This window comes from Rhodococcus sp. MTM3W5.2, from assembly GCF_001984015.1.
Taxonomy (GTDB): domain Bacteria; phylum Actinomycetota; class Actinomycetes; order Mycobacteriales; family Mycobacteriaceae; genus Rhodococcus_G; species Rhodococcus_G oryzae.
On the sequence record NZ_CP019572.1, the window covers coordinates 2,014,281 to 2,028,367 of the forward strand.

General features: G+C 68.6%; 7 protein-coding genes and 3 pseudogenes. 7 read left to right on the plus strand and 3 right to left on the minus strand.

The window, feature by feature from the left end:
* Window positions 1-10: 10 nt before the first annotated feature.
* On the minus strand, window positions 11-1,543 hold the full coding sequence (locus BTZ20_RS09295) for an amino acid permease (RefSeq protein ID WP_077041162.1): 1,533 nt from the start codon (window positions 1,541-1,543) through the stop codon (window positions 11-13).
* A gap of 421 nt (window positions 1,544-1,964) precedes the next feature.
* On the opposite strand from BTZ20_RS09295, the gene BTZ20_RS09300 reads away from it, so the two are divergent.
* Window positions 1,965-2,984, plus strand: a complete 1,020-nt coding sequence (locus BTZ20_RS09300; RefSeq protein WP_077041163.1) for a Glu/Leu/Phe/Val dehydrogenase family protein — start codon at window positions 1,965-1,967, stop codon at window positions 2,982-2,984.
* 97 nt (window positions 2,985-3,081) lie between these two features.
* Here the strand turns inward: BTZ20_RS09300 and ilvD are convergent, their stop codons facing one another.
* Together ilvD and BTZ20_RS09310 are read right to left on the minus strand one after the other, a co-directional pair.
* Window positions 3,082-4,923, minus strand: coding sequence for a dihydroxy-acid dehydratase (ilvD, locus tag BTZ20_RS09305; protein ID WP_077041164.1), 1,842 nt, complete (start codon window positions 4,921-4,923; stop codon window positions 3,082-3,084).
* Between the two features lie 143 nt (window positions 4,924-5,066).
* Window positions 5,067-5,570 (minus strand): PH domain-containing protein, encoded by a 504-nt coding sequence (locus BTZ20_RS09310; RefSeq protein ID WP_077041165.1) that lies wholly within the window; start codon window positions 5,568-5,570, stop codon window positions 5,067-5,069.
* 280 nt (window positions 5,571-5,850) lie between these two features.
* Between BTZ20_RS09310 and BTZ20_RS09315 the strand changes: the two genes are divergently transcribed.
* The 6 genes and pseudogenes from BTZ20_RS09315 to BTZ20_RS09340 all read left to right on the plus strand — a co-directional run bounded on the left by BTZ20_RS09315 (window position 5,851) and on the right by BTZ20_RS09340 (window position 14,015).
* The gene (locus tag BTZ20_RS09315; protein WP_077041166.1) at window positions 5,851-7,803 is read left to right on the plus strand and encodes an acetolactate synthase large subunit; all 1,953 of its coding nucleotides are present in this window, start codon (window positions 5,851-5,853) and stop codon (window positions 7,801-7,803) included.
* Window positions 7,800-8,302: pseudogene (ilvN, locus tag BTZ20_RS09320) on the plus strand (acetolactate synthase small subunit). Before BTZ20_RS09315 ends, ilvN begins: the two are co-directional and overlap by 4 nt.
* 64 nt (window positions 8,303-8,366) lie before the next feature.
* Window positions 8,367-9,368 (plus strand): ketol-acid reductoisomerase, encoded by a 1,002-nt coding sequence (gene ilvC, locus BTZ20_RS09325; protein ID WP_179800683.1) that lies wholly within the window; start codon window positions 8,367-8,369, stop codon window positions 9,366-9,368.
* 152 nt (window positions 9,369-9,520) lie between these two features.
* Window positions 9,521-11,214 (plus strand): annotated as a pseudogene (locus BTZ20_RS09330) (SulP family inorganic anion transporter).
* Between the two features lie 165 nt (window positions 11,215-11,379).
* Window positions 11,380-12,971 (plus strand): annotated as a pseudogene (gene serA / locus BTZ20_RS09335) (phosphoglycerate dehydrogenase).
* 30 nt (window positions 12,972-13,001) lie between these two features.
* Window positions 13,002-14,015 carry a 3-isopropylmalate dehydrogenase gene (locus BTZ20_RS09340; RefSeq protein WP_077041169.1) on the plus strand — a complete coding sequence of 338 codons (1,014 nt, stop codon included), beginning with the start codon at window positions 13,002-13,004 and terminating at the stop codon, window positions 14,013-14,015.
* The last annotated feature ends 72 nt before the right edge of the window (window positions 14,016-14,087 follow it).

A 14,087-nucleotide genomic window follows, 5' to 3' on the forward strand; every position in this document is an offset into this window, starting at 1 on the left:
GCCGGGTCGGTCAGGCGGTGACCGTCTCCAACTGCTCCTCCGGGGGCGGCGTGGCCTGGGCGGCGAGCCGCTGGCCGAGCACCGACTTGCGCTTGCCGTAGGCGAAGTAGATCACCACACCGATCGCCATCCAGACCAGGAATCGGATCCAGGTCTCCACGGACAGGTTCAGCATCAGCCACCCGCAGGCCAGCACCGCGAGGATCGGCACGAGGGGAACCAGCGGGACCCGGAATCCGCGCGGCAGGTCGGGTCGCGTCTTGCGCAGCACCACGACGCCGATGCAGACCAGGACGAAGGCGAACAGGGTGCCGATGTTGACCATTTCCTCGAGGGTCCCCATCGGGAAGAAGGCCGCGAGCAGCGCGACGATCACGCCGACGACGACGGTGATCCGCACCGGGGTGCCCTTGGTGCCGGTCTTGGCGAGTCCGCGGGGCATCAGCCCGTCCCGCGACATCGCGAACAACACCCGGGTCTGGCCGAGCATCATGACCATGACGACGGTCGTCAGTCCCGCGAGGCCGCCGAAGTTGATCACCCACTGCGCCCAGGTGATCCCGTGCGCCTCGAATGCGGTCGCGAGGGTGGCGCTGCTGTCGCCGACGAGCGGGCTGCCGGTCTTCAGGTCGGTGTACTTGACCATGCCGGTCAGGACCAGGGTCACCGCGACGTACAGGACGGTGACGATGGCGAGCGAACCGAGAATGCCGCGGGGGAGCGCCTTCTGCGGGTTCTTGGTCTCCTCGGCGGTGGTGGCCACGACGTCGAACCCGATGAACGCGAAGAACACGAGGCTGGCCGCGGCGAGCAGGCCGTACCAGCCGTAGCTGCTGCCGTCGGCGCCGGTGAGGAACGAGAACAGGGTCTGGTGGACGCCGCTTGCCGTGCTGGCCGCGCCCTCGGCGGGCGGGATGTACGGCGAGTAGTTGTCCTTGTTGATGTAGAACGCGCCGACCACGACGACGAGCAGGACCACGGCGATCTTGATGGCGGTGATGATGGCCGACACCCGCGAGGACACCTTGGTGCCGACGGCCAGCACGATGGTGATCGCGCCGATGATCAGCAGGGCGCCCCAGTCGAAGTCGATCGGGCCGAGATGTGCGGTGGTCGAACCGCTGGCCCCGAGCACGTTCCCCAGGTACAGCGACCAGCCCTTGGCGACCACCGCCGATGCGAGCGCGAACTCGAGGATGAGGTCCCATCCGATGATCCAGGCGACGAACTCGCCGAAGGTCGCATAGGAGAAGGTGTAGGCACTGCCTGCGACCGGGACGGTGGAGGCGAACTCGGCGTAACAGAGGGCTGCGAGCCCGCACGCGATGGCGGCGAGGACGAAGGCGAGTGAGATGGACGGTCCTGCGACGTTTCCTGCCGTCCTCGCGGTGAGGGTGAAGATGCCCGCCCCGATGACCACGGCGACGCCGAAGACGGTGAGGTCCCAGGCGGTCAGCTCTTTGCGTAGGCGGGTACCGGGTTCATCGGTATCTGATATCGACTGTTCGACGGACTTGGTGCGCCAAATACCGACTCCGGGCATGGATGGGCTCCTTGGTTGACTCCCGACGGCCTTGTGGGTCGCCGGGTGGGGGCAGTGCTTGACCGGATGTGATCTGTGTCTCATCGGCTGAAGAGAGAACCACCTGCGAACCCGATGCGCAACACCCGGTCGCTCGATGGTGCAACATGCTCAGCTGCGCGCCGAATCGCTCGGGCGAACTGCGCGGTGTGCACACCTGGATTGGGCCGATTCGCCAATTCTGCTGCCTTGGCGCGTGATCGCGGCCCCGGCGTCGCCCTGCGCGGAACAGGCAACGGCTTGACATCCGTGTGACGCGCCTTACAGTTCATGCCGGGCAGGTACTCCGCCCGTCGCGGCCACAAGTGCCGTAACTCTCTGTCCCGCAATGGATCAGCCCCACAAGGGTGTCATCTGTCGTGGGCTGACCTCAGGAGCAGTAGTGAGCGCCATCAATTCCCTGGCCGAGCAGGACTTCGAGCAGCTGTCGATCCAGCGCGTGGAGAACGGGCTCGCCAGCATCATCGCGGTCCACGACACCACCCTCGGGCCCGCGCTCGGGGGAGTCCGGATCCGCCAGTACGAATCCGACGATGCGGCCGCGGCGGACGCGATGCGCCTCGCACGCGCGATGACCTACAAGGCGGCGCTCGCCGGCCTGGCGCTCGGCGGCGGAAAGAGCGTGATCAACGCCGATCCCCGCAGCCAGAAGACGCGTTCGCTCCTGGAGGCGCACGGCAGGCACATCGGGATGCTCGGTGGCCGCTACATCCCCGGCGCCGACATGGGCACCGGACCCGCGGACCTGAAGGTGATCGCCGAGCACGCCCCCCGGGTCTCCAGCGACGGCCGCGATCCCTCGCCGTACACGGCCAGGGGAGTGGTCGCCTCGATCTCGGCGGTCGCCGACCACCTGGGGCGTGACGGCGTCGAGGGGCTGCGGGTTGCCGTGCAGGGCGCGGGCAATGTCGGCCTCGGGATCGTCGAGCTCCTCTCCGCGGCGGGGGCCACGGTGCTGGTGGCCGACCCCGATCCGGAGCGGGTGCGGCTCGCGGTGGAAGGTTTTGGTGCGCAGGCGAGTTCGCTGGACGAGATCCTGCACACCGACGTCGATGTGGTCTGCCCCGCGGGTCCGGGACTGGTGATCGACGAGCGTGCGGTCGACCGGTTCAAGGCGGTGGCGCTGGTCGGTGCGGCCAACAACATGCTCGCCTCTCCGGCCGCGGGTGACGCGCTGACCGCTCGCGGCATCGTGCACATCCCGGATTTCGTGTCGAACGCGGGCGGCCTGATCTCCTGCGACGCCGAGGTGAACGGGCTGACGGACTTCGTCGGCAAGGTGGACCGCATCGCGGATGTGGTGATGGAGATCCTCGACCGGGCTCGGGTGACCGGGGTGGACACCTCTACGGCCGCGATCGAGCTGGCCGAGCGACGGATCGCGGAGGTCCGCGCGGCCTGAGCCCGAGCAAGAGCGGGAGCATCCCGCCGATACGACAGCGCCCCTGCGGTTCCGGGCATTCCCGGCACCACAGGGGCGCGTCTGTGAACAGTGAGGACTACGGCACGTAGCGAACGGCGCCCTTGTCCGCGGAGGTCGCCAGCGCCGCGTAGGCGCGCAGCGCGGTGGTGACGGTGCGCTGGCGGTCGACCGGCTGCCACGGACGCTCGGATGCCTCCATCTTGGCGCGGCGCTCGGCGAGCACGGCGTCGTCGACGAGGATCTCGAGGGTTCGGGTCGCGACGTCGATGCGGACCTGGTCGCCGTTCTCCACCAGGCCGATCACGCCGCCCGCCGCGGCCTCCGGGGAGATGTGCCCGATGGACAGGCCGGAGGTGCCGCCGGAGAAGCGGCCGTCGGTGATGAGCGCGCACTCCTTGCCGAGGCCCGCGCCCTTGAGGAATGCGGTGGGGTGCAGCATTTCCTGCATGCCCGGTCCGCCCTTGGGGCCCTCGTAGCGGACCACGAGGACGTCGCCGGGCTTGATCTTCTTCTGCAGGATCACCGAGACGGCCTCCTCCTGCGATTCGACGACGAGCGCCGGACCCTGGAAGGAGAACAGCTCCTCGTCGATGCCCGCGGTCTTGAGGATGGCGCCGTCGAGCGCGATGTTGCCGCGCAGCACGACGAGTCCGCCCTCGACGGTGTACGCGTGCTCCTTGTCCCGGATGCACCCGCCTGCTGCGTCGGTGTCCAGCGCGCTCCAGCGGTTGGAGGTGGAGAACGGCTCGGTGGTGCGGACCCCGCCCGGTGCGGCGTGGAAGAGCTCGATCGCCTCGTCGGTTGCCTTGCCGGAGCGGATGTCCCAGTCGTCGAGCCACTGGTCGAAGCTCTTGGTGTGGACCGTGGAGACATCGGTCTCGAGCAGGTTCGCGCGACGCAGCTCGCCGAGCAGCGCGGGGATTCCGCCCGCCCGGTGCACGTCCTCCATGTGGTAGTCGGAGTTTGGTGAGACCTTCGACAGGCACGGCACCAGGCGGCTGATCTCGTCGATGGTGTCGAGGTCGAAGTCGACCTCGCCCTCCTGGGCGGCGGCGAGGGTGTGCAGGACCGTGTTGGTCGAGCCGCCCATCGCGACGTCGAGGGCCATCGCGTTGCGGAACGCCTTGGGAGTGGCGATGTTCCGGGGGAGCACCGACTCGTCCTCGTCGCGGTAGTACTTGAGCGCGGCCTCGACGACCGTGGTGCCCGCGCGGGAGAACAGTGCGCGGCGGGCCTCGTGGGTGGCCAGGGTGGAGCCGTTGCCGGGCAGCGCAAGGCCGAGTGCCTCGGTGAGGCAGTTCATCGAGTTCGCCGTGAACATGCCGGAGCAGGAGCCACAGGTCGGGCACGCGCTGCGCTCGACCTCGTCGAGGCCTTCCTCGGACACCGCGTCGTTCGCGGATGCCGAGATGGCGGTGATCAGGTCGGTGGGGGCCTGCGCGACGCCGCCGACGACGACGGCCTTGCCTGCCTCCATCGGACCGCCCGAGACGAAGACGGTCGGGATGTTCAGTCGCATCGCGGCATTGAGCATGCCGGGGGTGATCTTGTCGCAGTTGGAGATGCAGACGAGTGCGTCGGCGGTGTGCGCGTTCGCCATGTACTCGACCGAGTCGGCGATGATCTCGCGGCTGGGCAGCGAGTAGAGCATGCCGCCGTGGCCCATGGCGATGCCGTCGTCCACCGCGATGGTGTGGAACTCGCGGGGCACTCCGCCCGCGGCGCGCACGGCCTCGGCCACGATCTCGCCGACGTCCTTGAGGTGCACGTGCCCGGGGACGAACTGGGTGTACGAGTTCGCGATCGCGACGATCGGCTTGCCGAAATCGGAGTCCGTCATTCCGGTGGCGCGCCACAGGGCGCGGGCTCCGGCGGCATTGCGTCCGACGGTGGTGGTGCGTGACCTCAACGGGGGCATAGGACTGTCCTTAATCGTCGAACTGCGAACGTTGCCGTGACTCGAGCGGCTCCGGCGGGCTGGGCCGGTGGGCGGGTCTTCGGCATGGGGTGGGTGCCGTCGGCGCCCTGGCGTCGAGTGTCCGTAGCAACGCTACTCGCGGGCTATTTCGTTCCCGGATCCGACTCCGTGCCGGACTCGGTCTCGTCATTCTCTGCGGCGGCCCTCTCGGCGGCGGCCTTCTCGCGGGCCGCACGATCCGCGGCCGCGTAGGGGTCGGTCACCCGGCCGCCGCTGGCCGCCGCGATCTGGGGGAGCCGACCGAAGGTGACGACGGGCAGGCTCACCTCGCGGCCGTCGGTCAGGTCGGCGCGCGCCCATCCGCGCTTGGGGAAGCGGAAGCCCTTGATCTGGCTCCACTCGATGTTCTCGGTGGAGAACATCCGGCGCAGGCGCAGTCCCTCGGCGGTGACGGTGGTCCGTACCCGCAGCATCCACCAGGCGACCGCGACGGGGATCAGCAGCAGGATCACAAGGGGGACCGGCTTGGTGAGCACGACGGGGCTCAGGCAGATCGCCAGCAGGCCAACCGCGAGGAGTCCGAGCTTCGAGATGTGTATGGACTGCTCGATCGGTTCGGCGGTGTGCGAGGATGAGTTCGGTGGCACGGGCTGCGATGAGGATGACACCGCACCATCCTTGCATTGCAGTCAGCGCTTCTCACATTCTGGGACAGCAGACTCACCAAGTTGACTGTTCACCCTTGACGCGCCTACCTTCGAGCGCGTGAAGCAGAATGAGTTGCTCGTAATCGGCCGGCGCGTCGCCGCCTGAGTCGATTTCGTCAACTCACAAGCACGACGCGCCACCCTCGTACAGCAAGATTGCTGACGGGGGTTTTTTCTTGCCCGGAGCCAGCTTGAACCGTCAAGACCAGAGGATTATGCAGTGAGCGCACCAACCGCACGGCCGCAGCCCACGCCGCGCAAGTCGGGGGGAACGGGTCAGCCCAGCCCCGCGGCAGCGCCGGCCGCCCAGCCCGGTACCCGCCGTCAAGTCGCCCCCGAGCGAGTGACCGGCGCCCAGTCCGTGGTTCGGGCCCTCGAGGAGCTCGAGGTCGACACTGTATTCGGCATTCCCGGCGGCGCCGTTCTGCCCGTCTACGACCCGCTCTTCGACTCGAAGAAGGTTCGGCACGTCCTGGTCCGGCACGAGCAGGGCGCCGGACACGCCGCAACCGGGTACGCCCAGGCCACCGGCAAGGTCGGCGTCTGCATGGCCACCTCCGGCCCCGGCGCCACCAACCTGGTGACCCCGATCGCCGACGCGCAGATGGACTCGGTCCCGATCGTCGCGATCACCGGCCAGGTCGGTCGCAGCCTGATCGGCACCGACGCGTTCCAGGAGGCCGACATCTCCGGCATCACCATGCCGGTGACCAAGCACAACTTCCTGATCACCGACGGCGCCGACATCCCGCGGATCATGGCGGAGGCCTTCTACCTGGCGTCCTCCGGTCGTCCCGGTGCAGTCCTCGTCGACATCCCGAAGGACGTGCTGCAGGCGCAGACCACGTTCTCGTGGCCGCCGGAGATGCACCTGCCCGGCTACCGTCCGGTGAGCAAGCCGCACGGCAAGCAGGTCCGCGAGGCGGCCCGGCTGATCGCCGAGTCGAAGGCGCCCGTGCTCTACGTCGGTGGCGGCGTCATCAAGGCCGACGCGTCCGCCGAGCTGCTCGAGCTCGCGGAACTGACCGGCATCCCCGTCGTGACGACGCTGATGGCCCGCGGCGCGTTCCCCGACAGCCACCAGCTGCACTGCGGCATGCCGGGCATGCACGGCACCGTGGCGGCGGTCGGCGCGCTGCAGAAGAGCGACCTGCTGATCACCCTCGGCGCACGTTTCGACGACCGGGTGACCGGTCAGCTCGACTCGTTCGCACCCGACGCCAAGGTCATCCACGCCGACATCGACCCGGCCGAGATCGGCAAGAACCGGTACGCGGACGTCCCGATCGTCGGTGACTGCGGCGAGGTGATCACCGAGCTGATCGAGGCGATCAAGGCGGATCAGGCCACCGGGACCACGCTCGACTACGCCGAGTGGTGGTCGTACCTGGACGGTCTGCGCGACACCTACCCGCTGGCCTACGGCAAGCCGTCGGACGGCGCGCTGTCCCCGGAGTACGTGATCGAGGCGGTCGGCAGGCTCGCGGGCCCGGACGCGATCTACTGCGCGGGCGTCGGCCAGCACCAGATGTGGGCTGCGCAGTTCGTCAAGTACGAGAAGCCGCGCACCTGGCTCAACTCCGGCGGCCTCGGCACCATGGGTTACGCGGTGCCCGCCGCGATGGGCGCCAAGATGGGCATGCCGGACAAGGAAGTCTGGGCCATCGACGGTGACGGCTGCTTCCAGATGACCAACCAGGAGCTCGCGACCTGCGCGGTCGAGGGCGTGCCGATCAAGGTCGCGCTGGTCAACAACGGCAACCTCGGCATGGTGCGGCAGTGGCAGACGCTGTTCTACGACCAGCGTTACTCCAACACCAACCTCGGCACCCACGGAGCGATCCGGATCCCGGACTTCGTCAAGCTCGCCGAGGCGTTGGGCTGCCACGGCATCCGCGTCGAGCGCGAGGAGGACGTCGAGGCGGCGATCCGCGAGGCACAGTCCATCAACGACAAGCCGGTGGTGATCGACTTCATCGTCGGCGCCGACGCCCAGGTGTGGCCCATGGTGGCCGCGGGCACCAGCAACGACGAGATCCAGGCGGCGCGGGGCATCCGGCCGCTGTTCGACGACGACGAGGCCGTCAATGAGCCCGCCGTCATCCACGAGGCCATGGAGCGCGAGCAGCAGTCCGGCCAGGCCGCTGCCGCCGCAAGGGAGGACAACCAGTGAGCACCAGCCACACCCTCAGCGTTCTCGTCGAGGACAAGCCGGGAGTGTTGGCCAGGGTGGCCGCGCTGTTCTCGCGCAGGGGCTTCAACATCGAGTCCCTCGCTGTCGGGGGACCGAACTCCCCGACGTCTCCCGCATGACCATCGTCGTCACCGTCGACGAGTTCCCGCTCGAGCAGGTGACCAAGCAGCTCAACAAGCTGATCAACGTGCTCAAGATCGTCGAGCAGGACACCGAGGCCTCGGTGGCCCGTGAGCTCGTGCTGATCAAGGTGCGGGCCGACGCCAGCGTTCGGACGCAGGTCCTCGAGACGGTGAACCTGTTCCGCGCCAAGGTGATCGACGTCTCGCCTGAGTCGGTGACCATCGAGGCGACCGGCACCCGGTCGAAGCTCGACGCGTTGCTGCGGATGCTCGATCCCTACGGGATCCGGGAGATCGTGCAGTCCGGTGTCGTGGCTGTCGGCCGTGGGCCGAAGTCCATCACCGCGGCCCGCTAGTACTTTCTATTCACGAATCAAGTCTTCAGATAACCGAGGAGAGGTAATACCAGTGGCAGTCGAGATGTTCTACGACGATGACGCCGACCTGTCGATCATCCAGGGCCGCAAGGTCGCTGTGATCGGCTACGGCAGCCAGGGACACGCGCATTCGCTCAGCCTGCGTGATTCGGGCGTCGATGTGCGCATCGGCCTCAAGGAGGGTTCGAAGTCTCGGGCCAAGGCCGAGGAGCAGGGCCTGACCGTCGGCACGCCTGCCGAGGTCGCCGAGTGGGCAGACGTGATCATGGTGCTGGCACCTGACACCGCGCAGGCGTCGATCTTCACCAACGACATCGAGCCGAACCTCAAGGACGGCGACGCGCTGTTCTTCGGGCACGGCCTGAACATCCACTTCGACCTGATCAAGGCCCCGGAGTTCGTCACCGTCGGCATGGTCGCCCCGAAGGGCCCCGGCCACCTGGTGCGCCGTCAGTTCGTCGACGGCAAGGGCGTTCCCGCCCTCATTGCCGTCGACCAGGACCCGAAGGGCGAGGGCCAGGCCCTGGCGCTGTCCTACGCCAAGGCGATCGGTGGCACCCGCGCGGGCGTCATCAAGACCACCTTCAAGGAAGAGACCGAGACGGACCTCTTCGGCGAGCAGGCCGTGCTCTGCGGCGGCACCGAGGAGCTCGTCAAGACGGGCTTCGAGGTCATGGTCGAGGCCGGCTACGCGCCCGAGATGGCGTACTTCGAGGTCCTGCACGAGCTCAAGCTGATCGTCGACCTCATGTACGAGGGCGGCATCGCGCGCATGAACTACTCGGTGTCCGACACCGCCGAGTTTGGTGGCTACCTCTCCGGCCCGCGCGTCATCGACGCAGGCACCAAGGACCGCATGAAGGCGATCCTGGCCGACATCCAGTCGGGCGAGTTCACCCGTCGCCTGGTCGCCAACGTCGAGAACGGCAACACCGAGCTCGAGGGCCTGCGCAAGGCCAACGCCGAGCACCCGATCGAGGTCACCGGCAAGAAGCTGCGCGACCTGATGAGCTGGGTCGATCGCCCGATCACCGAAACCGCTTAGGCGGCTGCGCCACCCGTGAGTCCTTCCGGTCCCGTAGGGGCCAGAAGGACTCACGGGGCGCGAAGCGCATTTTGGGGCCCGATGTCACCCCGTGACGGTGCAGACTGTCACGGAGGGCATCGGGCCCTTGCGTTGTCCGGGGTAGGTGATGGATGGCACGACAATCGTCCCTTCGGTCATGGCTTCCTGGTGTCGAGGTTGCCCGCCGATACGAGCGGTCCTGGTTGCGCCCCGACCTCACCGCAGGGGTCGCACTCACCGCGCTGCTGATCCCGCGGGCATGGGGTACGCCGAGGCGGCGGGCCTGCCCCCGGAGACCGGCCTCTACGCCACCATCGTGCCGCTGCTCGTCTACGCACTGGTCGGGCCCTCGAAGATCCTGGTGCTCGGCCCCGATTCCTCGCTCGCCCCGATCATCGGCGCGGCCGTCCTGCCGCTCGCCGCTGGAGATCCTGACCGGGCCGTCGCCCTCGCAGGACTGCTCGCGATCCTGATGGGCCTGATCCTGGTCGCCGGTGGCCTGCTGAACCTGGGCTTCGTCACGGACCTGCTGTCCAAACCGATTCGGCTCGGCTACCTCAACGGCATCGCCCTGGTCGTGGTCGTCAGCCAGATACCGAAGCTGCTCGGCTTCTCCGTCGACGGCGTCAACCTCATCGACGAGGCCCGCAACACCGTTGTCGCGATCGCCGACGGCGAGATCGACCCGACCGCCGCCGTGTTCGGCATCGGGGGCATCGCGGTGATCCTCGCCTTCAAGCTGCTGCACAGCCGCATCCCCGGTGTACTGGTCGCGGTGGTGGGCGCGATCGTCCTGGCTTACGTCCTCGGCCTGAAGGACGATCTCCCGATGGTCGGCGCGCTGCCGCAGGGCCTACCCGCGCCCGCGCTCGGCGGGCTGACCTGGTCAGACGTCGCCGATCTGATAGTCCCGGCGGCTGGTATCGCGCTGATCGCGTTCGCCGACACCGGGGTGCTCTCGCGCACCTTCGCGGCGCGGCGCGGCGAGAGTGTCAACGGCAGCATCGAGATGCGCGCGATCGGCACCGCCAACGTGGCCAGCGGGCTGCTCGGTGGATTCCCGATGTCCGCGAGCTCCTCGCGCACCCCGGTCGCCGAACAGAACGGCGCCAAGACCCAGCTCGTCGGGGTGGTCGGTGCACTGGCCATCGTGCTGTTCATCCTCGTCGCGCCCGGCGTAACCGGTTACCTGCCGTCGGCGGTGCTGGCGTCGGTGGTGATCGTGGCGGCGACCTCGCTGGTGGACGTCCGCGGGATGGTGGCGATGTGGCGGATGAGCAAGGTGGAGGCGTCCCTTGCGATCGCCGCGTTCCTCGGCGTCGCGCTGGTCGGGGTGCTGGAGGGCATCGTGGTGGCGATCGCCCTGTCCTTCGTGGCCGTCGTCGTGCACGCGTGGCAGCCGTACCGTGCGGAACTGGTGGTGGTACCCGACCTCGACGGCTACCACGACCTCGCCCGGCACCCCGAGGGCCACCGGATCCCGGGCCTGGTCATCGCTCGGTTCGACGCACAGCTCTTCTTCGCGAACGGTGCGCTGTTCGACGACTACGTGCGGGGGCTCGTCACCGACGCGCCCGATCCGGTCCGATGGGTGGTGATCGCCTCGGAGCCGTTGACCGGGCTCGACACCACGGCGGTGGACGAGCTGGTGGAGCTCGACCAGTACCTGGACAGCCACGGGGTGCGACTGGTCTTCGCCGAGATGAAGGGACCGGTGAAGGATCGGCTGATCCTGTTCGGGGTCGGCGACCGTTTCGGCCACGACAGGTTCTATCCGACGCTCGACGCCGCGGTGGAGGCGTTCGAGGCCGGCCGCTCGGGCTGAGTGATCCGTCCCACGAGGTGTCCACTATCTGGTATCGGCGCACCCAGGGTGCCGAAACCCGGGGGCCCGCACACTAAGCTGTCTTCGGTCACGGCCTCACGTGGGCGCCCGAGGCGGCGCCGGGCCGCGGACGATCCGCCCGACACCTAACACAGGAGTTCACTCGTGAGCCAGCCAGGCCGTCCCGTTGTTCTGATCGCAGACAAGCTCGCGCCGTCCACGGTCGAGGCGCTCGGCGATGGCGTGGAAGTGCGCTGGGTCGACGGTCCCGACCGTCCCGCCCTGCTGGCCGCCGTCCCGAGGCCGACGCGATCCTGGTCCGCTCGGCGACCACCGTCGACGCGGACGTCCTCGCCGCGGGCACCAAGCTGAAGATCGTCGGCCGTGCAGGCGTCGGCCTGGACAACGTCGACATCCCGGCCGCCACCGAGCGCGGCGTGATGGTCGTCAACGCGCCGACCTCGAACATCCACACCGCCGCCGAGCACGCCGTCGCCCTGCTGCTGGCCACCGCGCGACAGATCCCGGCCGCCGACCGCACCCTCCGCGAGAAGACCTGGAAGCGTTCGAGCTTCAACGGCACCGAGATCCTCGGCAAGACCGTCGGCGTCGTCGGCCTCGGCCGGATCGGCCAGCTGTTCGCGCAGCGCCTCGCGGCGTTCGAGACCCACGTCATCGCGTACGACCCCTACCTGCCCGCGGCCCGCGCCGCGCAGCTCGGCATCGAGCTCGTCGACATCGACGAGCTGGTCAAGCGCTCGGACTTCATCTCCGTGCACCTGCCGAAGACCAAGGAGACGGCCGGCCTGATCAACGCCGAGCGTCTCGCCACCGCCAAGGACGGGCTGATCATCGTCAACGCCGCCCGCGGCGGCCTGATCGACGAGGACGCGCTGTACGACGCGCTCGTCTCCGGCAAGGTCCGCGCCGCAGGCCTGGACGTGTTCAACACCGAGCCGTGCACCGACTCGAAGCTGTTCGACCTCGACAACGTCGTCGTCACCCCGCACCTCGGCGCGTCCACCTCGGAGGCCCAGGACCGCGCGGGCACCGACGTCGCCAAGAGCGTGCTGCTGGCGCTGGCGGGCGAGTTCGTGCCCGAGGCCGTCAACGTCTCCGGTGGCCCGGTCGGCGAGGAGGTCGCGCCGTGGCTCGACCTGGTCCGCAAGCTCGGCCTGCTCGCGGGCACCCTCTCCCCGGAGGCCGTGCAGAACATCCAGGTCATCGTCAGCGGTGAGCTGTCGGCGGAGAACGTCGAGATCCTCGGCCTTGCCGCGCTGCGCGGACTCTTCTCGGCCAGCAGCGACGAGCCGGTCACCTTCGTCAACGCGCCCGCGCTCGCCGAGCAGCGTGGCGTGAGTGTCGAGGTCGACAAGCACAGTGAGGCGCTCACGCACCGCAGCGCGGTCGAGGTGCGGGCCGTCGCGGCCGACGGCACCGTCACCGCCGTCGCTGGCGCGCTGACCGGCCTGCAGCAGATCGAGAAGATCGTCAACGTCAACGGCCGCAGCTTCGACCTGCGCGCCGAGGGCCACAACATCGTCGTGCACTACCAGGATCGTCCGGGCGTGCTCGGCACCCTCGGCACCGTGCTGGGCAACGCCGGCATCGACATCCAGGCCGCGGCGCTGAGCCAGGACGTCGAGGGCGAGGGCGCAACCGTCATCCTGCGCGTTGACCGCGTGGTCGGCGATGCCGAGGTCTCGGAGGTCGTCGCCCAGCTCGACGCCCGCGTTGCCCAGGTCGACCTGTCCTGATTTCGTCTCTGCGAGGAAGTGAGTAAGTACATGAAGCTTGCAGTCATTCCCGGCGACGGCATCGGGGTCGAGGTCACGGCAGAGGCGCTCAAGGTGTTGCGCAAGCTGGTCCCCGACCTGCAGACCACCGAGTACGACCTCGGTGCGACGCGCTACAACGCGACCGGTGAACTGCTGCCGGACGCGGAGCTCGCGCAGATCCGCGAGCACGACGCGATCCTGCTCGGCGCGATCGGCGACCCGCGCCTGGTCGGCCCCGGCATCCTCGAGCGTGGCCTGCTGCTGAACATGCGGTTCCAGCTCGATCACCATGTGAACCTGCGTCCGTCGCGGCTGTACCCGGGCGCGACGTCGCCGCTGGCCGCCAACCCGGACATCGATTTCGTGGTGGTGCGCGAGGGCACCGAGGGCCCGTACACCGGCAACGGCGGCGCCATCCGCGTCGGGACGCCGCACGAGATCGCCACCGAGGTGTCGATCAACACGTGGTTCGGTGCCGAGCGCGTCGTCCGCTACGCCTTCGAGTTGGCGCAGACGCGGCGTAAGCACCTCACACTGATCCACAAGACCAACGTGCTCTCCAACGCGGGCGCCATCTGGTCTCGTGCGGTGGAGACCGTCGGTGCCGAGTACCCGGACGTCGAGACCGCGTACTGCCACATCGACGCCGCCACCATCTACATGGTCAGCGACCCGTCGCGCTTCGACGTGATCGTCACCGACAACCTGTTCGGCGACATCATCACCGACCTGGCAGGCGCGGTCACCGGTGGCATCGGTCTCTCGGCGTCCGGCAACATCGATGCCTCGGGCACCAACCCGTCGATGTTCGAGCCCGTGCACGGCTCGGCTCCTGACATCGCGGGCAAGGGCATCGCCGATCCCACCGCCGCGATCCTGTCGGTGGCGCTGATGCTGCGTCACCTCGGGCGCGAGGAAGATGCGGCCCGCGTCGAGCAGGCCGTCGAGGCCGATCTCGCGGCCCGCGGTGATGGTCCGATCAAGACCTCCGAGGTCGGCGACCGCATCGCCGCGAGCCTCTAGGCTCGGCGAAACTCCGTAGTAGCACTCCGCCCGCGAACCGAAAGGTCGCGGGCGGAGTGCGTTCGGGGTGGT

Excerpts from the sequence above, each read along its gene's own strand:
- ilvC (WP_179800683.1), top strand. The coding sequence starts at position 8,367 with ATGTTCTACGACGATGACGCCGACCTGTCGATCATCCAGGGCCGCAAG.
- BTZ20_RS09340 (WP_077041169.1), top strand. The coding sequence starts at position 13,002 with ATGAAGCTTGCAGTCATTCCCGGCGACGGCATCGGGGTCGAGGTCACG.
- ilvD (WP_077041164.1), bottom strand. The coding sequence starts at position 4,923 with ATGCCCCCGTTGAGGTCACGCACCACCACCGTCGGACGCAATGCCGCC.
- BTZ20_RS09295 (WP_077041162.1), bottom strand. The coding sequence starts at position 1,543 with ATGCCCGGAGTCGGTATTTGGCGCACCAAGTCCGTCGAACAGTCGATA.